The sequence below is a fragment of the Winogradskyella sp. genome, from assembly GCF_965656915.1.
Classification (GTDB): domain Bacteria; phylum Bacteroidota; class Bacteroidia; order Flavobacteriales; family Flavobacteriaceae; genus Winogradskyella.
In genome coordinates this window covers 1-24,888 of record NZ_CBFHMI010000017.1, presented here as the reverse complement: position 1 = coordinate 24,888, position 24,888 = coordinate 1, and the positions used below count along the sequence as shown (strand labels likewise).

Here is a 24,888-nt window from a genome sequence, read left to right as displayed (position 1 = left end):
AAAGGTATTTTATAATAAATACCTTTTAATTTTATTTAAAATCGTAAATTTTTATTTAGCAATATTTACTGCTCTTGTTTCTCTTATTACGGTAACTTTAACTTGTCCAGGATAAGTCATATCTGTTTGTATCTTCTGAGAGATTTCGAACGATAAAGACGCTGCTCTATCATCTGATACCTTTTCACTTTCTACAATAACACGTAACTCTCTACCTGCTTGAATAGCATAAGCTTTTTTGACACCAGTAAAACCAAAAGCAACATCTTCTAAATCTTTTAGTCTTTGTATATAAGAATCTAAAACCTGACGTCGTGCACCTGGTCGTGCCCCAGAAATGGCATCACAGACCTGAATGATTGGAGATAATAACGTTGTCATTTCTATTTCATCGTGGTGAGCACCGATAGCATTACAAACTTCTGGCTTTTCACCGTGTTTTTCTGCCCATTGCATACCTAAGATAGCGTGAGGTGTTTCTATATCGGCTTCTGATGATGGTACCTTACCTATATCGTGTAATAATCCAGCACGTTTTGCGAGTTTAGGATTGAGGCCTAATTCTGCAGCCATTACACCACAGAGTTTTGCAACTTCTCTCGAGTGTTGTAGTAAGTTTTGTCCGTATGAAGATCTGTATTTCATACGGCCTACCATTTTAATTAATTCAGGGTTTAATCCGTGAATACCTAGATCAATTACGGTACGTTTACCGACTTCAATGATTTCTTGTTCAATTTGTTTCTCTGTTTTCCTTACAACCTCTTCAATTCTTGCAGGATGAATTCTACCATCTGTCACTAATTTATGAAGCGATAATCGGGCAATTTCTCGTCTTACTGAATCGAAACAAGATAAAATAATAGCTTCTGGTGTATCATCTACAATTATTTCAACTCCAGTTGCTGCTTCTATTGCTCTAATGTTTCTTCCTTCTCTTCCTATAATTCGTCCTTTAACATCATCTGATTCTATGTTAAATACAGAAACACAATTATCTACAGCTTCTTCCGTTCCAATTCGCTGTATGGTATTAATAATAATCTTCTTGGCTTCTTGTTGCGCAGTTAATTTAGCCTCTTCTACTCTATCTTGCACAAAAGCCATTGCATCTGTCTTGGCTTCCTCTTTAAGTGATTCTATAAGTTGTTCTTTAGCTTCTTCTGCTGATAATTGAGAAATGACTTCGAGTTGCTTTATTTGACTTTTATGGGCTTTTTCTACTTCATCTTTCTTTTTCTCTAAAAATTCCAGTCTAAAGTCGTAATCTTTTATTTTGTCTTCTAGTGATTTATTAGCATTTTTGCTTTTAGATAACTCATTAGATACTTGAGATTCTTTATCCCTAATGCGCTTTTCAGCTTCAGCCATTTTCTTATCTCGAGATAAAATAACTTTCTCATGTTCCGATTTTAATTCGATGAATTTTTCTTTGGCTTGAAGTATTTTATCTTTCTTTATTGTTTCAGCGTCAGATTTGGCTTGTTTTATAATTGATTTAGACTCACTTTGAGCCTCTGCAATTAATTTTGATGCTTTTCCTTTCTCTAAGGACTTTGCTATAATATATCCTAGTATTAAGCCTAATACTATTCCTCCAACAATGTATAAAATTGTGTTCGTGTCCATGTTTGTAATTTAGTTTAGTATATAAAAAAAGCCTACATCAGTTATCGGTTTTGTATAAACTCCTTAAAAACAAGTTTAGGGCTAACAAGCTGATCAAAAATCTGTCTAAGATACTGAAACAAGTTCAGCACTAACAGCACGATTTTACAACTTAAACTCACCCTTTTTAAAGAATTAACGTTGAGTTTATCAAAAAATGTAACTAATGTAGGCAGTAACCTTTGTATTTTAAAGAACGTACGAGTTTTATATATGCTCATTTAAAAGGTCATTTAAAGCTACTAACTTCTCCTGAACTTCTTCATTCACATACTCTTTATCTATTGACTTTTGCTCTACTTGAGCTGCAAATTGCAAAGCACACATAGCTAATACATCTTGCTTATCTCTTACAGAGTAATTCTGCTCAAATTGTCCAATCATTGCCTCTATCTTTTTAGTGGCCTTACGTAAACCTTCTTCCTGACTTGGATTAATCGTTAAAGGATATACTCTATTAGCGATTGAAAGTTTAATTTTTAATTGATTTGACATCTAATCTAAATTTACAACTTTATTCTGAGAGTTGACTTATACAATGATCAATATCTCTAATAAGTGCATTTATTTTGAGCTTTGTTTCTCGTTTATTTTCGTCACTACCAAGCATTGAATTTGCTATTTTGAGAGTTTCATACTTTTCTGCCCAAGACACAATTTCTTCTTGTTGCTCCAGAAGTTTTTGTTGCTGATTTTCTAATCGTTCAGAGAGCTTTTCATTGGTTTTTTTTAAAACCTCTTGCTTGTGTAAAACCTTACTGATTTTATTCTCTAAAGCATCAACAATTTCTTCTATTTTACTCATTTAAGTAATTCAATACTATTGAAACAAAGTTAACATACCAATTGAAAAAATACAATTCTTTTACAATTATTTTTGATGACGGTAACATTATAAGAATTACAACGTTATCAAAAATATTACGGTTTTATCGTTTGTAAATCTTATTCAAATTAATATTTTAGCTTCAATTGTTTGTTTTATGAAAAAGATTTTATTGTTCTGTTTAATATGCTGCTCAGCTTATGCACAATCAGAATACCCTCAAGACTACTTTAGAAATCCATTAGATATTACATTAGTGCTTTCTGGCACCTTTGCAGAATTGAGATCTTCGCATTTTCACGGTGGTTTGGATATTAAAACGCAGCAAAAACAAGGTTTAAAAGTTTATGCATCTGCTGCAGGTTATGTGAGTAGAATAAAAATTTCTCATTACGGTTATGGAAAAGCCATTTACATTACACATCCTAACGGCTATACTACCGTTTATGGTCATTTACAGAAGTTTTCCAAACGACTAGAAGATTATATAAAAGAATGCCAATATGACAAAGAAAGTTATGAAGTAGAAGTTTTTCCAAATTCAGAAGAGCTACTAATTTCAGAAAACGAGATTATTGCATATTCAGGTAATACTGGTGGTTCTGGTGGACCACACTTACATTTTGAGATTAGAGATAATCAAGAACGACCTATGAATCCGATGCTTTTTGGTATTAATGTAAAAGACACTAAAGCACCATTTGTTCTTGGAGTTTTTGCTTACCCTAAAGATGAAAACGCAGTAATAAATGGTAAAAATGAGCGCGTTCCTCTACGATTAATTCCGCATAAAAATGGTGATTACGAAGTTGAAAAAATCACAGCTTACGGCGATATTGGTTTTGGAGTGACGACTTACGATAAGCAAGATCTGGCACCAAACAATAATGGAGTTAGTAATATTCAAACCTATTTTAATGGTAATAAAAGTTTAGAAATAGACTTTAAACGCTTCAGTTTTGCAGAGTCTAAACACATTAAACGATTAATAGATTATGAATATTTTAAAACCAACAGATCCAGAATTCATAAATTATTTGTACAACCCAATAATCCGCTTAGTCTCTATAAAGATGTAAATGATAATGGGTATTTAAAAATTGAAGATAGCACATCTTCCGTTTACAAAATTAGAATAAGAGATTATCAACAAAACGAAACCTGGATAAGCATCCCTGTAACTGGTGAATATGAAGTTTTAGAACAAGAGGAAGTAAACATTAGTCCTGATAAGTCTCTAGTTTATAGTGATCAACCAACCACACTTCAACAAGATAAGGTAACCGTAAATTTTTACAAGAATACGGTATATGATAATGTACTCATTGATTTTAAAGTCAATTCAGATACATTACACCTTCATAAAGACGTCATTCCGTTACAAAAGAACTTTTACATTAATTATGATATTAGTAATTATAAAAAAGAAGATCAAAGTAAACTCTTTATTGCCAGATTATACGGCTATTATAAAAAGCCAAGCTATGTAAACACTAAAAGAAAAGGCAATATTTTAAGTGCAGGTAGCAAGACTTTTGGTTTGTATACCTTAGCGATGGATACTGTCTCTCCAAACATAACGCCCATTAATTTTCAAGATAAGAAATGGTTAAGCAAATATCGTTATTTACGAGTAAAAATAGAAGATAAATTATCTGGTATCAACAAGTATAGAGCTACGGTAAATGGACATTGGATATTAATGGAATATGATTATAAAACCAACACATTAGTACACGATTTTAATGATAACATCGTTCAAGACACTAAAAACGATTTAAAAATAATTGTTACTGATAATATTGGAAATAGTTCTACATTTGAAGCAACATTCTACAGGAAATAAAACTAAACTATTTGAAACGCTTACATTATACCTTTCTCCTAAGTTTACTTTTTAGTATGCTTTCTTTCGCGCAAACCGCCACCATAAGAGGTGTGATATTAGATGAAGCTAACAATCCAATCAGTGGCGTTAATGTAAAAGCAAATACTGGTGAGGGTACCGCGAGTAATGAAAACGGTTTTTATGAGTTAAAAATTCCATTTGGTCAGGAAATTACTATTGAGTTCACACATCTTTCTCACGAAAGGCTTGTTGCTAAATTCAGTTTAAAGAATGGACAAGGGATTGAGTTTAATCCTGTTCTTAAAATAGATGTAGAACAAATTGCGGCTGTTGTTATTTCAACAAACACAAGGCAGCGCGTAGATGGAGTGGTTTCTGTTGCACCAAGAACATTAAGAACTATAAAAGGTGCTCAACCAGGTTTAGAAAACATTTTAAAAACATTACCAGGTGTAAACATTTCAAATGAATTAAGTACACAGTATTCTGTTCGTGGTGGTAATTTTGACGAGAATTTAGTCTACGTCAACGAAATTGAAGTGTACAGACCATTTTTAATTCGATCTGGTAATCAAGAAGGGTTAAGCTTTGTAAACACCGATTTAGTACAAAATGTAGAATTCTCCGCAGGTGGATTTCAGGCAAAATTTGGTGATAAATTATCTTCAGTATTAGATATTACCTATAGAAATCCTGTTGATTTTGGTATTATGACCGACCTAAGTTTATTAGGTGGAAGTATAGCTGCAGAAACTATTTCGAAAGATGGTAAATTCTCTGGTATTGCCGGTGTTAGATACCGAGACAATAGTCTTATTTTAAATAATTTAGAAACCGAAGGTAATGTAGAACCTGTTTTTGCAGATGCGCAAACGTATTTAACGTATCGTTTTTCTAGTAAATTTCACCTTAACTTTTTAGGTAATATTTCATTCAATAAATATAATTTCGAACCTGAAAACAGACAGACCAATTTCGGAACCCTACAGGAACCTGTGGCGCTTTTAGTGTTTTATGATGGTCAGGAAAAAGATCAATATCAAACCTATTTTGGTGCATTCAAAGCCAATTACTTCGTTAATGAAGATCTAACCTTAAAATTTATTGGTTCTACCTACCATACGCTAGAACAAGAGTATTTTGACATCTTTGCGCAATATCGTTTAGGTGAAGTAAACACTAACATAGGAGATGATGATTTAGGTGAAGTAGAATTTAGTGAAGGTATCGGTTCTCAATTAACTCACGCTCGTAACGATTTAGATGCTTTAATCATAAATACAGAACACAGAGGTGATTATAAAATCGACGAAGAAACTACTGTTGAGTGGTCTGTAAAATACACACATGAAGATATTAGAGACCGATTAGTAGAATATGAAGTTATTGATTCTGCTGGCTTTTCTATTAGACCACCAAATTTCAGTGAGCCTAACTTACAACCCTATGAGCCGTTTTCCGGACCACTGACTGCTTTTGAGAACATAAGAGCGCTAAATAAAGTTAAAATAAATCGTTTGCAGGCTTTTGGACAGTACAGTAAACGCACAACTTGGGGAAACAGTGACGTGTTTTATAATGTTGGAGTTCGCGCACATAATTGGTCAGTAAGTGGGGATAACATTAATAGCTCAACCCAAACAGTTTTCAGTCCGAGAGCACAATTTGCTATTAAACCAGATTGGGATAAAGACATGCTCTTTAGAGTAGCAGGTGGCTTATATTACCAACCACCTTTTTATAGAGAATTGAGAGATTCTTCTGGTGTTGTTCAGCCAGATGTAAAAGCCCAAAAATCATTTCATATTGTATTAGGGAATGAATATAGTTTTCAACTCTGGGATAGACCTTTTAAATTAGTTACAGAAGCCTATTACAAGAATTTATCTGATGTTAATCCTTATACATTAGAAAACGTAAGAATTCGTTATCGCGCAACTAATAATGCAGAGGCCTATGCCTATGGACTAGATATGCGACTTAATGGAGAGTTTGTACCTGGCACTGAATCCTGGTTTAGTTTTGGTTATTTAAAAACCGAGGAAAATATAGATAATCGTGGGTTTATTGCCAGACCAACAGATCAACGTTTAAAATTCGGTGCTTTGTTTCAAGATTATGTACCCAATATGCCTGCTTTAAAAATGTATTTAAATCTTGTTTATAATACTGGAGTACCCGGAGGATCACCTAGTTATGCAGATCCGTATGATTTTCAAATTCGATTACGAGACTATCGAAGAGCCGATTTAGGTATCTCTTATGAATTGGTAAATCCTGAAAACACATACAATGCTAAATGGAAAAAGGCTTTTAAAGAATTGTCTTTTGGTTTTGAAATTTATAACATGTTTAATAATCAGAACACCATTACCAATACCTGGGTGAGAGATGTCTACACCAAACGACAATTTGCAATTCCTAACTTCTTAACACCACGTATTTTTAATTTGAGATTGTCTGCAAGATTTTAATTCGAATCTTTAAAATTTAGTAAAATGCTCCATATTTTTAGTGGAAACACCAAAATTGACGATAATTGAACCTTTGAAAACATATATTTTTATTAGACTTGTAACTATCTAATATACTTTAGGTTACCCTACTAAGCTTTAGTCCTAAATTTATTCAGCATGAAATATTCCCTCATCACATGCATGATGCTATGTTTTAGTATGGCTACTGCACAATTAAGTGTTCAAAACGATGCTTACGTTTACGTTAAAGATCAAGTTCTTTTTGTAAACGATTACGTTAACATAGACGATGCGAATTCAAAAATTTATTTGAGAGACGAATCTCAACTGCTACAAGGTACTGGTACAACTGGTAATTCTGGTGTAGGTGAATTGAGTGTTTATCAAAATGGTACCGTAAATCAGTGGAGCTATAATTATTGGTGTTCACCAGTAGGAGGTATTTTGTCTAATAACTTTATAAACAATGATTTTAGAATTAATCAGTTAGACGATCCTCTTTTAGCTACAATAAGTACTATTGACAGTAATAATAGTACGTTTACAACAGCATATAACGGTACAGCAGATCCACTACTTATATCCACAAGGTGGCTATGGATGTTCGAATCTTCAGATGAGTACAGCGAATGGATTCCAGCAGCTACTCCTGGCAATGCTAACGTAGATGTCAGTACAGGTTTAGGATTTACCATGAAAGGTAGTAGAACTGGTACCACAGGTAATACGACTTACGATTTTAGAGGAAAACCAAACAATGGCACAATAGCCAATCCTGTTGCTGCGGGTGATTTTACTTTGGTAGGTAATCCTTATCCAAGTGCTATAGATTCTGCAGAATACATTCATGATGCTCAAAATCAGGCAGCTATTACAGGCACTTTATTCTATTGGGAACAATATGGTAGTGTTCCTTCTCATGTTTTACAAGATTATATTGGCGGCTATTCTGAATATACGATTAATGCAGCTGGTACATTAATAACGACTGCTCCTGCGGCATTTTTCACCTATGACGAACAGGATAATATTTACACACTTCCTCCTGGTCCACCTGCAACAGGTGCAAAAATTGCAAGACGTTACATTCCAATAGGTCAAGGCTTTATGGTAGAGGGCAGAGCTGGTACAACTGGAATTGTCCGTGCAAAAAATACACATCGGGTTTATGAAAAAGAAGGTACCGATAGCTATTTTTTTAGAAACAATCCAGGTATAGATTATTATGAAAATGGGTTAAACATTGTGCCAAATGACTACAAACGTTTTAGACTAAATATTGATTTTACTGTTGGAGAAGACCAATACACAAGACAGGTTGTTTTAAACTTTCATGACTCTGCTACAGCGGGCTTTGATTATGGATTAGAACTTAGTAGATCTGATAATTATCCTTCTGATGCTTATTTTACTTTAGATGATAAGGCATATTCTGGACAGGCTTATCCTGTTGAAGTGTCTTTAAAAATCCCATTAGTGGTAGATATTGAAGTACAACAGCCATTGCGTTTTAGAATATTCGATATTCAAAATTTTGATGAATCCCAAGGTATTTATATTCATGATATTGAGAATGATACTTATGTCAATTTAAGAAATTTAGATTACGAACTTAATATTGAACCTGGTAATTACACCGACCGTTTTGAAGTAGTTTTCACATCAGAAGACGTCTTAGACATTGAGGAATTTGATGTAAAATCTTTAACAATCAATCAAAACAATAGTGTCCATGAGCTTTCGGTACTAAACCCTAAGAACTTAGATATCAACTCTATTGAAGTGTATGATGTTGCCGGAAAACGCTTATTAAAAGGTCAATACGATGCTGTACTAGAGCGTTATACTTTATCTACTGTTGACTTAAGTGATGGTGTGTATGTTGTTAACGTAATGTCTAATAGCAATACGGTAAAATCGCAAAAGATTATCGTTAAGAATTAACAAAATCCTTTAAAACATCTATTACATAATCTATTTCGTCTTTTGTATTATAAATACTAAAGGAAAAACGAACAGACGGTTGCCTTAGTTTGTCTTCTGTAAGAATTGCAGAAAGTACATGAGATTGTTGACTGCTCCCACTTTGACACGCACTGCCCTTTGAACATGCAATACCTTTTAAATCTAATTGAAACTGAAGCATAGATGCCTTTTCCGGAGCTATGGGTAAACATACATTAACTAAAGTGTAAGTACTAGTCGTTAAGTCTTGGCAACCACCATTAAAGCTCAAATTGGGTATTTGTGTTTTTAATTGTTCTATAAAGTGCATTTTTAAACCTGTAACATAGGCTTTTTCTAGCTCTAAGTTAGCGTAAGAGATTTTTAATGCTTCGTCCATGCCTGCAATGTTATGGATAGACTCTGTACCCGCTCTTACTCCTCTCTCCTGTTCTCCACCAAAAATTAATGGTTTTAATCCAGATTCTTTTCGCACAAAACAAAACCCTACACCTTTTGGCCCATGAAATTTATGAGCACTTGCCGCCATAAAATCAATAGGAATTTCACTTAAATCTATTTTGAAATGACCAACTGATTGCACTGTGTCTGTATGGAATAAACCATCATTAGCCTTACATAAGTGTGCCACTTTCTTGATATCTAAAATATTACCAATTTCATTATTAATGTGCATTAAACTTACGATTGCCTTGTTACAAGATTGAAGTAAGTCTTCTAAATGATTATAATCAACAATACCACAATTATCTAAATCTACAAAATGTACATTTACATTATACTCATCTTTTAACTGTTCTGCAGTATGTAAAACAGCATGATGTTCGATTTTCGAGGTAATAATATCAGTGACACCTAAATCTCTAGCAGCACTTCGAAGTGCTAAATTATCAGCTTCAGTACCACCAGAAGTGAAGATAATCTCTGCAGCAGACACATTAAAATAACTAGCTATAGTCTTTCTGCATTGCTCCAATAACGCTTTAGACGACCTACCAATACTATGTGTTGAAGATGCATTTCCGTAATTTTCCTGTAAAACTTCAGTCATACGATTAATAACCTCTGGTCTCAATGCAGTTGTCGCTGCGTTATCTAGATATACTGACTTCATGGTGCAAAAATATTGTAAATAAAATTATTTAGATAATGCAACGTTATAATTTTACAAATCCTTTATTTTTGTTGAAAATTGAGTCTATGATACGCCGTTTTTTTATAATAATCTGTTTGCTTTTTTTAACTGCTTGTGATGATGGTGATATTATTACTGTTGACTTAGAATTTGACCAGGAGTTAGAACGATGTGACAATTTTGAAGATGTCTATTTATTATATGACACCAGAGAAGACCCTAACGAATCATTGACTCTAATTTTGCCGAAACCTGCATACAACTATCTTTTTACAACAGCAACACCAGAAGGTATTCCAGAAGTTATTACAATTGCTAATGATATACGATTTAATTATAGAATTTATAATAAGCCACTAAGTAATGATGTGTTGTGTAATCCGTTATCTGATCCTGATTTAGTGGTACAAGAAGATTATGAAGCTACATCAGGGAATATTAAAGTAACGGTCACAGTAGTGGATGATGACGATGATGGTATACCAAGTGCGGATGAAGGTCAGGATCCTAATGGTGACGGCGATTTTAGTGATGCTCAAGATTCTGATGGTGATGGAATTCCAGATTATTTAGATGAAGATGATGACAATGATAATGTAAAAACAGAAGATGAAGATGACAATAACGATAATGACGATAATCCATTTACCGACTTTAGAGATACTGATGGAGACTCCATACCAGACTATTTAGATACTGATGACGATGGAGATGGAATAGACACTAACTTAGAAGACGAAAATGGTGATATTCTAGGGATCCCAAATCCGTTAGACGATTTTCAGGAAAGTAATGATGGTACTCCAGTTCCACCACGATTTTTAGACAATAACGCCGTTGAAAGTTTTGCTTTTCCAGGATTAATTGAGAATTCTTATATAAGAACGATAAGGTCAAGATTTAGTATTGAAAATGCTGGATTAACTATTATTAACTCTGATATTATAGAGTTTGGTACATTTGAGACTACAGAAACCATAGAAGACTAAGGGGCAATATTCTGAAATATTCTAACCTCAGTAGCACCTAAGCCATAAGTTTTGTAGTCAGCATCGTAAAACTGGACATTGTTATAACGACCAAACAGAGTTTCCAGCTCTTGTCGTAGCACTCCTTCTCCCACTCCATGAATAAAAACTACTTTGGGTATACGTTTTTTAATCGCAAACTCCAATTGACGCTTTGCAGTATCTAATTGAATATTTAGGATGTCAAAATTGGTCATGTATTTCGTAGAGTCTGTGAGATGATGGATATGCAGATCAACTTCAAATTTTGGTGCGTTACGCTCTTTTGGTTTAACCTTTGGGACTGGTTTCCTTCGCTTTGATTCCTTTTCTTTTTTTACAGCTTCAATATCAGAATCGTATATAGCTCTTTTTATAACATCCTTAGAAAAGGACAGGATCAATTCCTGAGCTACAAATTGAAACTCAAAGCCATCAGAATCTTCAACCGTTATACTATTACCTGATATTTGAGTTACTATACCAGTAACATTATCGTCAATAGCTTCAACCTTATCACCAACTTTAATCTTCATCTTCAGATTTTACAAAGGATTCTTCTTCTTGATTGTCGTACTTACTTGGTATATTTCTAGACACCCTGTAAATACCAAACATGAGCAGTATTATACCTCCCATAAGTAAATATGTATTTTGTTTTTCTTCAGCTTGTGCATAAATTGCTACGGCTCCACCAACAACAATACAAATGAGATTAATCAGTCTAGAAATTGTCATATTAATATTTATTATTCAATAGCAAAAATAAGACATAGATTATTTTTAACGTCTTATCAATAAAGTTTTAGCAAATTATTAAATTAGCGACATGCTAATGATGTTAAAAGGAATAGAAGATTATATGTTACCATGTCTTAATAAGAAATTATTAGGGTTTGAGTGTTTGGGTTGTGGTTTACAGCGCTCTATTGCTCTTCTTTTTAAAGGTGAATTTCTTCAGGCATTTTACATGTATCCTGCAGTGTATACAATTATTGGTCTTTTTGGGTTTTTAATCATCAACCATTTTAAAGACATAAAATACGGCAATAAAATAATTATTATCTTGGCATTGCTAAACGTAGTTACTATTATTAGCAGCTATTTAATTAAACTTTATTTAAAATAAAATTATATGGAACAACAAAAATTACCCAATGCAACAATATCTATAGTATTAGGAAGTTTATCCTTTATTTGCTGTTGCTTTAGTATGGGAATTGGAGGTGTAATACTATCTGCAATTGCCTTTTTTCTTGCTAAAAAAGATGAAAACCTATACGCTGAACAACCAGACTTATATAGTAACTTTGGACAAGTAAAAACAGCTAAAATTATTGCCATAATCGGATTAATAATTGGAGTAATTACATTTGCATGGTCGCTATACTACATCAACTCATTAGGTGGTTGGGATGCTTACATGGAGCAAACCAAAGATGTTTACAGACAAATGGGAATTGACATGGAATAGTACTTTATTGACTATATAAAAAAAGCGATTCTAAATTAGAATCGCTTTTTTATTTTTTTATGCATTAAAACATAATTATTGTTCAAACTCCTTTAAAGTTTTAGTAATTATAGAGACACAGTCTAGCAACTGGTCTTCGGTCATTACTAAAGGTGGTGCAAAACGAATTATATTACCATGTGTTGGTTTAGCTAATAAGCCATTGTCTCTTAATTTTAGACAAATATTCCAAGCTGTATCACTATCCTCATCATCATTAATTACAATTGCATTTAATAATCCTCGTCCTCTTACTGAGTTAACAATATTGCTATTAGCAATATACTTATTCATTTCTGCTCTAAATAACTTTCCAAGGTGATCAGCATTTTCTGCTAATTTTTCTTCTTTTACTACTTCTAATGCAGCAATAGCTACTGCGGCTGCGATAGGATTTCCACCAAAAGTACTTCCATGATTTCCTGGTTGAATAACGTTCATAATTTCATTACTTGCCATTACTGCAGACACTGGATACAACCCACCACTTAGGGCTTTACCTAAAACCAATACATCTGGCTTTACATCTGGAGTACCAGAACAGTCTTTATTTTCACAAGAACAGTCTCCGCATGTTGCCAATAAACGTCCTGTGCGTGCTATACCTGTTTGTACTTCATCTGCTATAAATAGTACATTATACTTTTCACAAAGTGCTTTAGCTTCTTTTAAATAGTTTTCACCTGGTACATAAACTCCTGCTTCACCTTGTATTGGTTCCACCATAAACCCAGCTACATTCTCATTAGTACTTAGTACCTCTTCTAATTCCCTAAGATTATCATATTCAACCTTAATGAACCCATCAGTATATGGTCCAAAATGTTTACGCGCTACAGGATCATTAGAGAATGATATAATCGTTGTTGTTCTTCCATGGAAGTTATTTTTGCAAACAACAATTTCTGCTTTATTTAAGTCAATACCTTTGACTTCGTAAGCCCATTTTCTACATAGCTTTAAAGCTGTTTCTACAGCTTCAGCTCCTGAGTTCATTGGCAACATCTTATCGAATTTAAAATATTCAGTTGCATATTTCTCATATTTTCCGAGCATGTCATTGTAAAATGCACGAGACGTTAAGGTTAAACGTTGTGCTTGCTCATTCATTGCATTGACAATCTTAGGATGACAATGTCCTTGATTTAATGAGGAGTAAGCCGAAAGAAAATCGTAATACTTTTTTCCTTCAACATCCCATACAAAAACACCTTCTCCTTTACTTAGTACTACTGGTAATGGATGATAATTTTGTGCTCCGTATTTGTTTTCTAGTGCCATCGCTTCTTGCGATGAAATGTGGTCTAAAACAGCCATTTTAATATCGTTTTTAAATTAAAAAAATAACCATTCCTTATCTACCTTTATCCTTTCATAATCCCGAAAGACATCGAGACGAAAATTCAGCGTGGGAAAGAAATCATCCCTGAAAGTGTGAAATTAGTAAAAACTTAGCAATTGCCATTTCCAAAATAAAAATATCTTTGCAATCTAATTTGAAATTCATGCCGCGCAGAGAACGTAATAAATTTGTAAAACGAGGACAATTCATTGAAATCCTTATTGAAGACTATGCTTTTGGTGGCAAAGGTATTGGTCGTATCCGTAATGAGCATGGAGAATTTGTGGTATTTATACCAAATACCTTACCTGGACAATTAGTAAAAGCTCAGGTGAAAAAATCCAGTAAAAAATACGCAGAATGCAAATTACTGGATATAATAAAAACTTCAGATGATGAAGTTGATGTACCATACCAAGGTATTCCTGGTGCACCTTATATTAAACTTCCACTTGAAAAACAGCTCCAATACAAAAAGAAAAGTACCTTAGAACTATTTAAACGAATTGGAAAGGTTAACAATATTGAGGATAAGTTTGATGAGTTTGTGAGCTCTCCAAATACATTTCATTATAGAAATAAAATGGAATACGGCTTTTCTGCTATTGGTTACGATAGAGTACTCAAAACTGATGTAGATGAATTCACCCTGGGCTTTAAACGACGAGGATTATGGTGGTGTGGTGAAAATTTAGATAAAGATTCTGGCTTGTTTGACATCCAACTAGAAAACAACTTAAATAAGATAAGATCGTATTGTGAGCAAACAGGGTTAGCGCCTTGGCATGGCCCTAAAAAAGAAGGTTTCTTTAGATATTTTGTTGTACGTAAGTCCTATAAAACAAATAAACTATTATTCAATTTAGTAACAACATCTAAAGAATTATCGAAATTCAATTTAAATAAATTTGCAAGCTTTTTAGTTGACTTATTTGGAGAAAGAGTTGCGGGCTTATTGCACACAATTAATGACGAAATTGGTGATAGGACAATTGCTACTACTGGTAGTATAGGGCTCATTTATGGTGAAGACAAAATAGTTGAAGAACTATTAGGATTAAACTTTGAAATTAGTATGAAAAGCTTTTTTCAAACTAATCCTAAATGTGCAGAAAAGCTATATAATAAGGTCATTGATTATGCATTAGAAACTAAAGAAGCTATCGATAATTCTGTAGTATTAGATCTATTTTGTGGTACTGGTACAATTGGGCAGATTTTAGCCAGCAAAGCCACAAATGCTAAAATAGTTGGCGTAGATATTGTAGCATCTGCTATAGAAAACGCTAAAGAAAATGCCAAACGAAATAATATTAATGGGCTTCAGTTTTACACTTCTGATGTTGGTAAGTTTATATTAGAACATCCTGAATATAAAGATACCATTGGAACCATAATCTTAGACCCTGCAAGAGCTGGTATAGCCCCAAAAACTCTTAAAAAAATAATAAACCTAAATGCAGACCGTTTGGTTTATGTATCTTGTAATCCGGCAACACAGGCAAGAGATACTGAGCAACTTATGCATGCAGGATATAACATCAAAAAGCTGAGTCTGGTTGATCAATTTCCACATACAGCACATATTGAAACTGTTGTATTATTTGAAAAATAATTAATGAGAAAACTAAAATTCTTAACGCTTTTATTTGCAATAGCCTTGATAAGCTGCGAACGAGATGATATATGCCCTGAAGGCACACCTACAACTCCACGACTAATTGTTGAGTTTTATGATGCTGCAAATACAGATGATTTAAAAAGTGTTACTCGATTAACCGCTTATGGTGAAGGATTATTGACAGAACCTCCGGTGGAAGAAACAAATGAAACTATTGTGTTTGATAGTAATGTTAACAGATTAGAATTGCCATTAATTATAGGTGAAGAAGGCTTAGTTACAACCACGAGCTATGTCTTAGAAAAAGATACTAATCTAAGAGATGAAGGCAACTCTAATGAAGATATACTTACAATTTCATATACCAATGAGTATGATTATGTTTCAAGAGCATGTGGTTACAAAAACATATTTAATGACATAATTGTCACATTTACGCAAGATGGTAATACATGGATTACTTCAATACAAGTAGATGAAATAAATGTTGAAAATGAAAACACAGTACATGTACGCATCTTACATTAAAAGTATATTAATCGTGCTATTGTGCTCTACAATGGCTTTTGCTCAAGACAAAGAAACTGTAGCAGATACTTTAGTATACAAACAAAAATATGGTCTACGTTTAGGTGCGGACTTTAGCAAAATTGGTAGAACATTCTTTGATAAAGACTACACTGGTTTTGAAATTATGGGTGATTATCGCTTAACGCAACGTATTTATATTGCTGGTGAAATTGGCAATGAAGAGCGCGATATTGAAAATGAATTTTTAAGCAATACAACTAAAGGAAGTTATTTTAAAGGTGGTATAGACTTAAATTTTTATAAGAATTGGTTAGACATGGAAAATATGATCTATGTCGGTTTTAGAGCTGGAGCAAGTACATTTAGCCAAACACTTAATAGTTATAAAATCTATGATATTAATAACCAATATTGGAATGACGATCTGTTTTCTGTTAATGAAGGAACCGAGTTCAAAGGGCTAACAGCTATTTGGGCAGAAATTCAGATTGGATTAAAAGCAGAACTATTCAATAATTTCTTTGCAGGAATTAACACACAATTAAAATTCCTTGTTACAGAAACTGCGCCAGATAATTTTGAGAATTTGTACATCCCTGGCTTTGGAAGAACTTATGATAGTGGTAGCTTTGGTGTGGGCTTTGGCTTTAATATGTCTTACCTCATTCCTATTTTCAAAAAAGACAAAATTGTAGTCCAAGAAAAAGAGATTGAAGAATAAGTGCTTTCTTAAATCAATTAAGTATTAAACAAAATTTCCTATCTTTTCTTTATCAATTCTACAATTATGGATAAAGAAACTATTGCAGATCTCCTCGAAAAAAAGCATTCGGATTTAATCAATTGGTTAGAACAGCAACCAGACGAAGCATGGGAGAACGGACCAGAAGGTAAGTGGACGCAAGGTCAGCAAGCATTACATTTGTTACAAAGCATTAAACCTTTAAACAATGCTTTAAGTTTACCTAAGTTTTTTCTACGCTATAAATTTGGTAAAGCCAATAGACCTGTTAGAGCGTATAATGCCATAGCAGGAAGGTATCATGAAAGATTAAAAGATGCTCAAGGCAGAACATTTAGAGGCTCTCAAAACATGAAAGTACCAACAATTGCTGACAAGCATTTTATCCTTAACAGACTGCAAACAGAAAGCAAAAAGTTACAGTACAAAACTAAGAAGATTAGTGATAAAAATTTGGATTCAGTTGTTCTCCCACATCCATTAATGGGAAAAATGCCAGTACGTGAAATTATTATGTGGACAGCATATCATGTTGAGCATCATACTGAAACTTTGAAGGCTAATTATTAATACAATTTGAGATTTTTTATTTGCTTTCCTGATAAGCGTCGGTAGTGTGGCGATAAATCTAAAAACAATCTAAATCAATAAACCTTCTTACTGTAAAACAATATGATGTCTAAGATGACTTCGAAATAACAAAAAACTATTCTAAATACTCTAAAACATTAGCTTCTATTCTGCTCTGAATATTTGAAACATCAGCTTTTACGAATGTTTCACCAGTGATATTCTCATAAAGTTCAATGTAGCGTTCACTAACAGTTTCAATGTAGTCATCATTCATAAATGGCACTGACTGCCCTTCTAAGCCTTGAAACCCGTTAGATATTAACCACTGCCGCACAAACTCTTTAGAGAGTTGTTTCTGTGCTTCTCCTCTATCCTGTCGCTCTTGGTAACCATCAGCATAAAAATAACGCGAAGAATCTGGTGTATGAATCTCATCAATCAATACAATTTTTCCATCTTTTGTTTTACCAAATTCGTATTTGGTATCTACTAATATTAATCCACGTTTTGCTGCAATTTCCGTGCCTCGTTGAAAAAGTTTTCTGGTGTAGTCTTCAAGAACCAAGTAATCTTCTTCAGATACTATACCACGTTTTAAAATATCTTCTCTAGAGATATCTTCATCATGATCTCCTTGTTCTGCTTTAGTAGCTGGAGTAATGATTGGTTCAGGGAATTTATCATTTTCTTTCATGCCATCTGGCATTGGCACTCCACAGAGTGTGCGTTTTCCATCTTTGTATTCTCGCGCAGCATGACCAGACATATAACCACGTATTACCATTTCAACTTTAAAGGGTTCACATAAATGACCAATAGCAACGTTTGGATCTGGTGTTGCGACTAACCAATTTGGAACTAAATCTTCAGTGTCTGCCATCATTTTGGTAGCAATCTGGTTTAGTATCTGACCTTTGTAAGGTATCCCTTTAGGCATTACTACATCAAAGGCACTTAGTCTATCTGTAGCAATCATAACTAATTGCTCGTCATTAATATTGTAAACCTCTCTAACTTTTCCTTTATAAACACTTTTTTGGTTTGGGAAATTGAAGTTGGTATCTATGATGGTTCTACTATGACTCATTAATCTCTGTTTTCTATATTTTTATAAGCTGCAATGACTTTCTTCACTAATTTATGACGAATGACATCTTTATCATCTAAATAAATCATTCCTATACCTTCAACATTTTTAAGGACTAATAAAGCTTCTTTTAATCCAGAAATAGTTCTACGTGGTAAGTCAACTTGTCCAGGATCGCCAGTTAATAAAAACTTAGCATTTTTACCCATACGCGTTAAAAACATCTTCATTTGGGCATGTGTCGTGTTTTGACCTTCGTCTAAAATTACAAAGGCATTATCTAAGGTTCTTCCTCGCATAAAAGCTAATGGTGCAATTTGAATAACTCCCTTTTCAATATAATTATCTAATTTTTCGTGAGGAATCATGTCTCGCAACGCATCATACAATGGTTGCATGTAAGGATCTAGTTTTTCTTTTAAATCCCCTGGTAAAAAACCTAAATTTTCTCCAGCCTCAACTGCAGGACGTGTTAATATAATTCGCTTTACTTCTTTACTTTTCAAAGCCTGTACTGCTAACGCAACACCGGTATACGTTTTACCTGTACCTGCAGGACCAATAGCAAATACCATATCATTTTTACGCATACTCTCAACTAATTTACGTTGATTTGCGGTTTGGGCTTTGATTAGTTTTCCACCAACGCCATGCACAATAACTTCACCGCTTTTGGCAGACGTGTTGTAATCATCACTACTATTACTAGTCAGCACGCGTTCTATTGCATTTTCATCTAATTTATTATATTGACCAAAATGTTTCATTAACATCATCATTCTGGTATCAAATTCTTCTAATAAATCTTCATCGCCATAGGCCTTTATTTTATTGCCTCTGGCAACAATTTTTAGTTTCGGGAAATATTTTTTTAAGAGTTCAATATTAGCATTTTGTGCACCGAAGAATTCTTTTGGAGTAATTTCTTCTAGTTCTAAGATAAGTTCATTCAAAAGCGTGCTTTATTTAGTGTGTTAATCTGTTTTCTTTTATTAGTTTTGTGTAACATTTATGTACAAACAAATCTAACAATTTTACAACCTCAATTCTAAAAAAAATATCAACAATCAATCCATGGCAATAATCACTTTAACAACTGATTTTGGAGAAAAAGATCATTTTTCTGGTGCCATAAAAGGAGCCATTTATAGTGAACTTTCGGATATTAGGATTGTAGATGTTTCACATTCTGTTTCACCTTTTAATATTTCTGAGGCAGCTTATATTATTTTAAATGCCTATAGCAGTTTCCCAAAAGGAACTATACATATTATAGGAATAGATTCTGAGTTAAATCCTGATAATAAGCATATTGCAGTTAATTTAGACGACCATTACTTTATATGCGCAAACAATGGCATTATGAGCATGATTTGTGCAGAAATAGCTCCAGAAAAAATCGTAGAGATAAATATTCATGATAAAGTTGAAACAAGTTTCCCTGTGCTAGATGTATTTGTTAAAGCTGCTTGCCATATTGCAAGAGGAGGTACATTAGAAGTCATTGGAAAAGTTATTAACACTATTAAGCCAATAAAGAATTTAATTCCGTTTGTTAATGACGAAAAAAATCAAATTATAGGTAGTGTAATTTATATCGATAATTATGGCAATGTGGTCACAAATATTAAACAGAAATTTTTTGAAAATGTACAAAAAACAAGAAATTATGAAATTTCTGCACGAAACCATAAATTCAGAAAGATTCATTCCAGATATAGCGATATTGTAAATTTTGATCTAGAGGAGTCTAAAAGAAATGACGAAGGAAAAGGACTGGTAGTGTTCAATTCTTCTGGGTATCTAGAAATCGCCGTTTATAAAAGTAATTGTAACACTGTAGGCGGAGCATCTACACTTATGGGGTTAAAAACCATGGATACAGTCACCGTTAATTTCTTAAAATCTTAGGCATTGTTAGTAAGAATTGTAAAAATGAGTTTTGAACCTTCTAAGATTGATGAATTCTTAGCTAATTTTGAATCTAATAAAACTAAAATCAGGAATTTTGATGGTTGTCAGTTTTTAGAATTATATCGCGATCAGAACAATACCAATATCTTTTTTACGTATAGTTATTGGAATTCTGTGGCAGATTTAAATAATTACAGACATTCAGAGTTATTTAAAACGGTTTGGTCTAAAACTAAGCCCTTATTTAATGCAAAACCTGAAACTTGGAGTGTAGACAAACTTCATAGCCTAGAATAAATATATGCTGGCAATACTAAAAAAAGAAATAAACACCTTTTTCGCTTCACCAATTGGCTATTTGGTTATAGGTGTGTTTTTATTATTAAACGGATTATTTCTTTGGATGTTTAAAGGAGAATTCAATATACTAGATAACGGATTAGCAAGTTTATCATCATTTTTTTTATTAGCACCTTGGATTCTTATCTTTTTAGTACCAGCAGTGACCATGCGCAGTTTTAGTGATGAAAAAAAACAAGGTACATTAGAGTTATTAATGACTAAACCAATATCTCATTTTCAAATTGTTTTAGGAAAATATTTTGGTGCTTTTGCTCTTATTATTTTAGCACTCATTCCAACACTTTTATATGTATACACGGTATCCTCTTTAGGTAATCCAGAAGGCAATCTCGATTTAGGAAGCACAATTGGGTCATATTTTGGTTTGTTATTTCTGGTTGCAGCCTATACTGCCATTGGCGTCTTTGCTTCTACCCTTTCGGACAATCAAATTGTAGCATTTATTATATCAGTTTTTATTTGTTTCTTTTTCTATTATGGTTTTGAAGGACTCTCTAACTATAATGTTTTTGGCAATCTTGTATACATGGAAAATCTAGGTATGGCAGCACATTACAATAGTATGAGCCGCGGAGTGATTGACACCAGAGATCTTATTTATTTTATTAGCATAGCTCTTGCATTTTTATTATTCACAAAACTTAGAATTCAAAAGCAATGATCATTACGCCAATATTAGTCATATTTATGGTGGTAGTTTTTGTGCTACTATTTTTGTTTTTTAATACAGTTGATAGACGAAAATGGCTCACGGCAATTATAAGTATAGTATTGACACCATTAGTGTATTTCTACATGTTTTATCCGTTTATTAATATAATAAGCAACTACCATCACCAAAAGTATTTTGACAGTGAAGCTTGGATCGAAAAACCCGCTTTACGCTATGAAATGATTGATAACACGATAGAATCTGACACACTAATTGGCTCGACAAAAGAAGATGTTACACAATTACTTGGCAAGTATGAATGGCTTTCCTGGAATGAAACTAAAATAGCCCATGATGACAACAAATGGAATTACGGTTTAGGCATTGAGCCTGGTGCTTTTAACAAGCAAAAAGAATGTATAGAAGTTACGTTTAAGAATAATAAAGTAGTAAAACTAAAATCCTATCAGGAAGAAATCACATTCGAGGATGAAAAAGAGTAAAACTTTAATTTACATACTCGGAGTTATTATCGGGCTTGTTATTATCAATATGATTTCAAGCCAATTTTATGGTCGTTTTGATTTGACTAAAGACAAGCGCTACACCTTATCAGAAGCATCAAAAAACCTAATCCAAGACATAGATGCTCCTCTAATAATAGATGTGTTTTTAGAAGGTGAGTTTCCTTCTGAATTTAGATTGTTACAGATAGAAGTACGTCAAATCATTGAAGAGTTTCAACTAGAAACCAATAACATTAAGGTGAATTATATCAACCCTATTGAAGATGAAGCTACCAGAGAACGAAATATTGAAGAACTCACCAAATCTGGATTAGAGCCATATATCAATACCGAGAACAGTACTGCTAAAGTAACACAAGAAATCATCTTTCCGTGGGCTTTTGCCAGTTACAAAGATAAAACGGTTAAAATTCCACTATTAAAACGAAGTATTACTCAAGGTCTGCAAGAACAGATCAATAATTCGGTGCAAGGCTTAGAATATGCATTTGCTGATGGATTTAATAAACTGGTAAAATCAAAATCAAAAACTATAGCCATTTTAAAAGGTAACGGAGAACTCGATGACATTTTTATCGCAGATTTCCTTAAGACCATGCAGCAATACTATAAAATTGCAGCTTTTACTTTAGATAGTGTAGCTAGGAATCCATTAGGCACTTTAGATAAATTAAAACAATACGATTTAATTATTGCGGCAAAACCAAGTGAAGCTTTTACTGAAAATGAAAAATTAGTTCTAGATCAATACACCATGCATGGTGGAAATAGTCTGTGGTTAAGCGAATCTGTTGTTATGGACAAGGACAGTTTATATAACGATACAGGTTCTGGAGTATCTATTATGAGAGATTTAAAACTCAATGATTTCTTTTTTAAATACGGAGTGCGTATAAATCCAAGTTTAGTAAAAGACCTCTACTCTGCACCAATAATGTTAGCGATTGGTGAAGGAAGTCAGGCACAACTACAGCCTATCCAATGGCAATATTCGCCATTAGCAGCGTCGAACCCAAATCATCCAATTACAAAGAATTTAAATCTTGTTAAATACGATTTTGCAAGTCCTATCGACACTCTTAAAAACAACATCAATAAAACTATTCTTTTGCAGAGTTCTCCTAAATCTAAGTTAGAAGGAACACCAACAGCTATTACACTAGCAGATGTGACGGAATCTCCAGACGAATCAACTTATAATCTGGGTCCACAAAATTTAGCCGTATTGCTCGAAGGGGAATTTACTTCTGTATACGATAAACGTGTATTACCTTTTAAGTTAAAAGACTATAAAACAAAGGGATCTCCAGCTAAAATGGCGATAATTTCTGATGGAGATATCATAAAGAATGAAGTCATTCGAAATCGACCACAAGAATTAGGGTTTGATCAACTCACTGGTAAAGCATTTGGTAATAAAGAGTTTCTATTAAACACTGTTAATTATCTCTTGGACGATACCGGACTTATAAACATTAGAGCAAAAGAAATTAGACTTGCTTTTTTAGATTCAGAAAAAATAAAAGAGAGCAAAGGGAAATGGCAACTTATAAATATTGTATTACCGCTTTTTATTCTTGGTATATTTGGATCTGTTTTTAATTATTTCCGAAAGAAAAAATACACCTAGAATTTGTTAATAAGTTTGTTTTATAAAACCCTTCTATTAAGATATATTTGTAAGACAAATTAAAAGATTAAAACTTTACATATTAAGCATGAAATTCATTGTTTCAAGTACATATTTATTAAAACAACTTCAGGTCTTAGGAGGTGTTATTAATAATAGCAATACGCTTCCAATCTTAGATAATTTCTTATTTGAACTAAGCAAGTCAAAATTGACTGTTTCTGCTAGTGATTTAGAAACTACCATGTCTTCTACAATAGATGTAGAAAGTGATTCTGAAGGTAGTATTGCATTACCAGCACGTCTGTTATTAGATACTTTAAAGACGTTTCCGGAACAACCTTTAACCTTTGTAGTTGAAGACAACAACACTGTTGAGATAAGCTCTAATCATGGTAAATATGCCTTAGCTTATGCAGATGGCGCTGAGTTTCCTAATGCAGTTTCTGTAGAAGATGCAAGCACAACAACTATAGTTGGTGATATTTTAGCAACAGCTATTAGCAAAACGATATTTGCAGCAGGAAATGATGATTTAAGACCTGTAATGAGTGGAGTGTTTTTTCAATTCTCACAAGACAATCTAACGTTTGTTGCTACAGACGCTCACAAATTGGTTAAATATACCAGAGACGATGTAAGTGCAACCGAATCAGCTGAATTTATTATGCCTAAAAAACCTTTAAATCTTATTAAAGGGATTTTAGCAGGTAGCGACGATGACGTACTTGTAGAATACAACGAGTCTAATGCTAAATTTACGTTTGAAAATTCAGTTTTAATTTGCCGTTTAATTGATGGAAAGTATCCTAATTACGAAGCTGTAATTCCAAAGGAGAATCCAAATAAATTAGTGATAGACAGAACACAATTCTTAAACTCAGTAAGACGTGTTAGTATTTTCTCTAATAAAACAACACATCAAATTCGTTTGAAAATTGCTGGAGCTGAGCTAAATATTTCAGCAGAAGATATCGATTACAGCAATAAGGCAGAAGAGCGTTTAACGTGCGATTATCAAGGTGACGACATGCAAATAGGATTTAACTCACGTTTCTTAACCGAAATGATAAACAATCTTAGTTCTGATAACGTTCAACTAGAAATGAGTTTACCAAACAGAGCAGGTATTCTCACACCTATCGATGGTTTAGATGAAGGTGAACATGTGACTATGCTTGTTATGCCAGTAATGTTAAATAACTAAAATTATAAAATATTAAAATATTAAAAGGCTCACCATTTGGTGAGCCTTTTACATTTACCTCTTTACGTACCTGAAAAGATTCAGATTAAAAAATAACTAACTAACAAAATTAAGAGATAATGGGTAGCTAGGTAATTCTCCATTACTAGCTTTTATACCGTTTACAATTGGCATTACAAATGCTAATATGCCAATTAGTATTAATGTCAGGATTCCTAAACCAAAAACAAGAATTAAAGGAACACTTAAAATACAGTAC

General features: G+C 33.2%; 26 protein-coding genes and 1 other RNA gene. 16 read left to right on the top strand and 11 right to left on the bottom strand.

The window, feature by feature from the left end; all coding sequences use genetic code 11:
• Positions 1-51: 51 nt before the first annotated feature.
• From rny to ACTG3Y_RS06725, 4 genes are all read right to left on the bottom strand, one after another.
• On the bottom strand, positions 52-1,629 hold the full coding sequence (rny, locus tag ACTG3Y_RS06740) for a ribonuclease Y (RefSeq protein WP_439152160.1): 1,578 nt from the start codon (positions 1,627-1,629) through the stop codon (positions 52-54).
• Positions 1,630-1,685: 56 nt separating this feature from the next.
• Positions 1,686-1,815, bottom strand: a non-coding RNA gene (gene ssrS, locus ACTG3Y_RS06735) — 6S RNA.
• 60 nt (positions 1,816-1,875) lie between these two features.
• Positions 1,876-2,163, bottom strand: coding sequence for a cell division protein ZapA (locus tag ACTG3Y_RS06730; protein WP_439152159.1), 288 nt, complete (start codon positions 2,161-2,163; stop codon positions 1,876-1,878).
• 19 nt (positions 2,164-2,182) lie between these two features.
• Positions 2,183-2,473, bottom strand: a complete 291-nt coding sequence (locus ACTG3Y_RS06725; protein ID WP_439152158.1) for a hypothetical protein — start codon at positions 2,471-2,473, stop codon at positions 2,183-2,185.
• A gap of 178 nt (positions 2,474-2,651) precedes the next feature.
• On the opposite strand from ACTG3Y_RS06725, the gene ACTG3Y_RS06720 reads away from it, so the two are divergent.
• The 3 genes from ACTG3Y_RS06720 to ACTG3Y_RS06710 all read left to right on the top strand — a co-directional run bounded on the left by ACTG3Y_RS06720 (position 2,652) and on the right by ACTG3Y_RS06710 (position 8,764).
• Complete coding sequence (locus ACTG3Y_RS06720) at positions 2,652-4,340, top strand: M23 family metallopeptidase (protein WP_439152157.1); 1,689 nt, start codon at positions 2,652-2,654, stop codon at positions 4,338-4,340.
• 56 nt (positions 4,341-4,396) lie between these two features.
• Positions 4,397-6,817 (top strand): TonB-dependent receptor, encoded by a 2,421-nt coding sequence (locus ACTG3Y_RS06715; RefSeq protein ID WP_439152175.1) that lies wholly within the window; start codon positions 4,397-4,399, stop codon positions 6,815-6,817.
• Between the two features lie 159 nt (positions 6,818-6,976).
• Positions 6,977-8,764: a T9SS type A sorting domain-containing protein gene (locus ACTG3Y_RS06710; protein WP_439152156.1), complete on the top strand. Its 1,788-nt coding sequence runs from the start codon at positions 6,977-6,979 to the stop codon at positions 8,762-8,764.
• Here ACTG3Y_RS06710 and ACTG3Y_RS06705 read toward each other — a convergent pair.
• Complete coding sequence (locus ACTG3Y_RS06705; RefSeq protein WP_439152155.1) at positions 8,754-9,899, bottom strand: cysteine desulfurase family protein; 1,146 nt, start codon at positions 9,897-9,899, stop codon at positions 8,754-8,756. The two genes, ACTG3Y_RS06710 and ACTG3Y_RS06705, sit on opposite strands and share 11 nt — an antisense overlap.
• 116 nt (positions 9,900-10,015) lie before the next feature.
• On the opposite strand from ACTG3Y_RS06705, the gene ACTG3Y_RS06700 reads away from it, so the two are divergent.
• Positions 10,016-10,909: a hypothetical protein gene (locus tag ACTG3Y_RS06700; RefSeq protein ID WP_439152154.1), complete on the top strand. Its 894-nt coding sequence runs from the start codon at positions 10,016-10,018 to the stop codon at positions 10,907-10,909.
• On the opposite strand, the gene ACTG3Y_RS06695 is transcribed toward ACTG3Y_RS06700, so the two are convergent.
• The gene (locus ACTG3Y_RS06695) at positions 10,906-11,463 is read right to left on the bottom strand and encodes a Smr/MutS family protein (RefSeq protein ID WP_439152153.1); all 558 of its coding nucleotides are present in this window, start codon (positions 11,461-11,463) and stop codon (positions 10,906-10,908) included. The two genes, ACTG3Y_RS06700 and ACTG3Y_RS06695, sit on opposite strands and share 4 nt — an antisense overlap.
• Entirely contained in the window at positions 11,453-11,665 is a 213-nt protein-coding gene (locus ACTG3Y_RS06690) for a hypothetical protein (protein ID WP_439152152.1), read from the bottom strand. The genes ACTG3Y_RS06695 and ACTG3Y_RS06690 overlap by 11 nt, the downstream gene beginning before the upstream one ends.
• A gap of 97 nt (positions 11,666-11,762) precedes the next feature.
• On the opposite strand from ACTG3Y_RS06690, the gene ACTG3Y_RS06685 reads away from it, so the two are divergent.
• Together ACTG3Y_RS06685 and ACTG3Y_RS06680 are read left to right on the top strand one after the other, a co-directional pair.
• Complete coding sequence (locus tag ACTG3Y_RS06685; RefSeq protein WP_439152151.1) at positions 11,763-12,056, top strand: DUF2752 domain-containing protein; 294 nt, start codon at positions 11,763-11,765, stop codon at positions 12,054-12,056.
• 6 nt (positions 12,057-12,062) lie between these two features.
• Positions 12,063-12,401, top strand: a complete 339-nt coding sequence (locus ACTG3Y_RS06680) for a CCC motif membrane protein (RefSeq protein ID WP_439152150.1) — start codon at positions 12,063-12,065, stop codon at positions 12,399-12,401.
• Positions 12,402-12,476: 75 nt separating this feature from the next.
• On the opposite strand, the gene rocD is transcribed toward ACTG3Y_RS06680, so the two are convergent.
• Positions 12,477-13,757: an ornithine--oxo-acid transaminase gene (rocD, locus tag ACTG3Y_RS06675; protein WP_439152149.1), complete on the bottom strand. Its 1,281-nt coding sequence runs from the start codon at positions 13,755-13,757 to the stop codon at positions 12,477-12,479.
• 188 nt (positions 13,758-13,945) lie between these two features.
• On the opposite strand from rocD, the gene rlmD reads away from it, so the two are divergent.
• From rlmD to ACTG3Y_RS06655, 4 genes are all read left to right on the top strand, one after another.
• Complete coding sequence (gene rlmD / locus ACTG3Y_RS06670) at positions 13,946-15,397, top strand: 23S rRNA (uracil(1939)-C(5))-methyltransferase RlmD (protein ID WP_439152148.1); 1,452 nt, start codon at positions 13,946-13,948, stop codon at positions 15,395-15,397.
• A gap of 3 nt (positions 15,398-15,400) precedes the next feature.
• The gene (locus tag ACTG3Y_RS06665) at positions 15,401-15,931 is read left to right on the top strand and encodes a DUF6452 family protein (protein ID WP_439152147.1); all 531 of its coding nucleotides are present in this window, start codon (positions 15,401-15,403) and stop codon (positions 15,929-15,931) included.
• Positions 15,897-16,655 (top strand): DUF6048 family protein, encoded by a 759-nt coding sequence (locus ACTG3Y_RS06660; protein WP_439152146.1) that lies wholly within the window; start codon positions 15,897-15,899, stop codon positions 16,653-16,655. Before ACTG3Y_RS06665 ends, ACTG3Y_RS06660 begins: the two co-directional genes overlap by 35 nt.
• Positions 16,656-16,721: 66 nt before the next feature.
• Positions 16,722-17,246 carry a DinB family protein gene (locus ACTG3Y_RS06655; protein ID WP_439152145.1) on the top strand — a complete coding sequence of 175 codons (525 nt, stop codon included), beginning with the start codon at positions 16,722-16,724 and terminating at the stop codon, positions 17,244-17,246.
• A 136-nt stretch (positions 17,247-17,382) separates the two neighbouring features.
• On the opposite strand, the gene ACTG3Y_RS06650 is transcribed toward ACTG3Y_RS06655, so the two are convergent.
• Both ACTG3Y_RS06650 and ACTG3Y_RS06645 read right to left on the bottom strand, forming a co-directional pair.
• The gene (locus tag ACTG3Y_RS06650; protein WP_439152144.1) at positions 17,383-18,336 is read right to left on the bottom strand and encodes a phosphoribosylaminoimidazolesuccinocarboxamide synthase; all 954 of its coding nucleotides are present in this window, start codon (positions 18,334-18,336) and stop codon (positions 17,383-17,385) included.
• On the bottom strand, positions 18,336-19,289 hold the full coding sequence (locus tag ACTG3Y_RS06645; protein WP_439152143.1) for a PhoH family protein: 954 nt from the start codon (positions 19,287-19,289) through the stop codon (positions 18,336-18,338). The genes ACTG3Y_RS06650 and ACTG3Y_RS06645 overlap by 1 nt, the downstream gene beginning before the upstream one ends.
• Before the next feature lie 121 nt (positions 19,290-19,410).
• Between ACTG3Y_RS06645 and ACTG3Y_RS06640 the strand changes: the two genes are divergently transcribed.
• The 6 genes from ACTG3Y_RS06640 to dnaN all read left to right on the top strand — a co-directional run bounded on the left by ACTG3Y_RS06640 (position 19,411) and on the right by dnaN (position 24,629).
• The gene (locus ACTG3Y_RS06640) at positions 19,411-20,247 is read left to right on the top strand and encodes an SAM hydrolase/SAM-dependent halogenase family protein (protein WP_439152142.1); all 837 of its coding nucleotides are present in this window, start codon (positions 19,411-19,413) and stop codon (positions 20,245-20,247) included.
• A gap of 3 nt (positions 20,248-20,250) precedes the next feature.
• On the top strand, positions 20,251-20,547 hold the full coding sequence (locus tag ACTG3Y_RS06635; protein WP_439152141.1) for a putative quinol monooxygenase: 297 nt from the start codon (positions 20,251-20,253) through the stop codon (positions 20,545-20,547).
• A gap of 4 nt (positions 20,548-20,551) precedes the next feature.
• On the top strand, positions 20,552-21,274 hold the full coding sequence (gene gldF / locus ACTG3Y_RS06630; RefSeq protein WP_439152140.1) for a gliding motility-associated ABC transporter permease subunit GldF: 723 nt from the start codon (positions 20,552-20,554) through the stop codon (positions 21,272-21,274).
• Positions 21,271-21,768, top strand: a complete 498-nt coding sequence (locus tag ACTG3Y_RS06625) for a hypothetical protein (protein WP_439152139.1) — start codon at positions 21,271-21,273, stop codon at positions 21,766-21,768. The genes gldF and ACTG3Y_RS06625 overlap by 4 nt, the downstream gene beginning before the upstream one ends.
• Positions 21,755-23,422 carry a gliding motility-associated ABC transporter substrate-binding protein GldG gene (gene gldG / locus ACTG3Y_RS06620; protein WP_439152138.1) on the top strand — a complete coding sequence of 556 codons (1,668 nt, stop codon included), beginning with the start codon at positions 21,755-21,757 and terminating at the stop codon, positions 23,420-23,422. Before ACTG3Y_RS06625 ends, gldG begins: the two co-directional genes overlap by 14 nt.
• A gap of 88 nt (positions 23,423-23,510) precedes the next feature.
• Positions 23,511-24,629: a DNA polymerase III subunit beta gene (dnaN, locus tag ACTG3Y_RS06615; protein ID WP_439152137.1), complete on the top strand. Its 1,119-nt coding sequence runs from the start codon at positions 23,511-23,513 to the stop codon at positions 24,627-24,629.
• A 96-nt stretch (positions 24,630-24,725) separates the two neighbouring features.
• On the opposite strand, the gene ACTG3Y_RS06610 is transcribed toward dnaN, so the two are convergent.
• Complete coding sequence (locus ACTG3Y_RS06610; protein WP_439152174.1) at positions 24,726-24,881, bottom strand: DUF4870 domain-containing protein; 156 nt, start codon at positions 24,879-24,881, stop codon at positions 24,726-24,728.
• Between the last annotated feature and the right edge of the window lie 7 nt (positions 24,882-24,888).

Excerpts from the sequence above, each read along its gene's own strand:
- ACTG3Y_RS06640 (WP_439152142.1), top strand. The coding sequence starts at position 19,411 with ATGGCAATAATCACTTTAACAACTGATTTTGGAGAAAAAGATCATTTT.
- ACTG3Y_RS06680 (WP_439152150.1), top strand. The coding sequence starts at position 12,063 with ATGGAACAACAAAAATTACCCAATGCAACAATATCTATAGTATTAGGA.
- ACTG3Y_RS06650 (WP_439152144.1), bottom strand. The coding sequence starts at position 18,336 with ATGAGTCATAGTAGAACCATCATAGATACCAACTTCAATTTCCCAAAC.
- ACTG3Y_RS06660 (WP_439152146.1), top strand. The coding sequence starts at position 15,897 with ATGAAAACACAGTACATGTACGCATCTTACATTAAAAGTATATTAATC.
- ACTG3Y_RS06685 (WP_439152151.1), top strand. The coding sequence starts at position 11,763 with ATGATGTTAAAAGGAATAGAAGATTATATGTTACCATGTCTTAATAAG.
- ACTG3Y_RS06710 (WP_439152156.1), top strand. The coding sequence starts at position 6,977 with ATGAAATATTCCCTCATCACATGCATGATGCTATGTTTTAGTATGGCT.
- ACTG3Y_RS06625 (WP_439152139.1), top strand. The coding sequence starts at position 21,271 with ATGATCATTACGCCAATATTAGTCATATTTATGGTGGTAGTTTTTGTG.
- gldF (WP_439152140.1), top strand. The coding sequence starts at position 20,552 with ATGCTGGCAATACTAAAAAAAGAAATAAACACCTTTTTCGCTTCACCA.
- ACTG3Y_RS06730 (WP_439152159.1), bottom strand. The coding sequence starts at position 2,163 with ATGTCAAATCAATTAAAAATTAAACTTTCAATCGCTAATAGAGTATAT.
- gldG (WP_439152138.1), top strand. The coding sequence starts at position 21,755 with ATGAAAAAGAGTAAAACTTTAATTTACATACTCGGAGTTATTATCGGG.
- ACTG3Y_RS06665 (WP_439152147.1), top strand. The coding sequence starts at position 15,401 with ATGAGAAAACTAAAATTCTTAACGCTTTTATTTGCAATAGCCTTGATA.
- ACTG3Y_RS06715 (WP_439152175.1), top strand. The coding sequence starts at position 4,397 with ATGCTTTCTTTCGCGCAAACCGCCACCATAAGAGGTGTGATATTAGAT.
- ACTG3Y_RS06695 (WP_439152153.1), bottom strand. The coding sequence starts at position 11,463 with ATGAAGATTAAAGTTGGTGATAAGGTTGAAGCTATTGACGATAATGTT.
- rny (WP_439152160.1), bottom strand. The coding sequence starts at position 1,629 with ATGGACACGAACACAATTTTATACATTGTTGGAGGAATAGTATTAGGC.
- ACTG3Y_RS06720 (WP_439152157.1), top strand. The coding sequence starts at position 2,652 with ATGAAAAAGATTTTATTGTTCTGTTTAATATGCTGCTCAGCTTATGCA.
- dnaN (WP_439152137.1), top strand. The coding sequence starts at position 23,511 with ATGAAATTCATTGTTTCAAGTACATATTTATTAAAACAACTTCAGGTC.
- ACTG3Y_RS06690 (WP_439152152.1), bottom strand. The coding sequence starts at position 11,665 with ATGACAATTTCTAGACTGATTAATCTCATTTGTATTGTTGTTGGTGGA.
- ACTG3Y_RS06655 (WP_439152145.1), top strand. The coding sequence starts at position 16,722 with ATGGATAAAGAAACTATTGCAGATCTCCTCGAAAAAAAGCATTCGGAT.
- ACTG3Y_RS06725 (WP_439152158.1), bottom strand. The coding sequence starts at position 2,473 with ATGAGTAAAATAGAAGAAATTGTTGATGCTTTAGAGAATAAAATCAGT.
- rlmD (WP_439152148.1), top strand. The coding sequence starts at position 13,946 with ATGCCGCGCAGAGAACGTAATAAATTTGTAAAACGAGGACAATTCATT.
- ACTG3Y_RS06705 (WP_439152155.1), bottom strand. The coding sequence starts at position 9,899 with ATGAAGTCAGTATATCTAGATAACGCAGCGACAACTGCATTGAGACCA.
- rocD (WP_439152149.1), bottom strand. The coding sequence starts at position 13,757 with ATGGCTGTTTTAGACCACATTTCATCGCAAGAAGCGATGGCACTAGAA.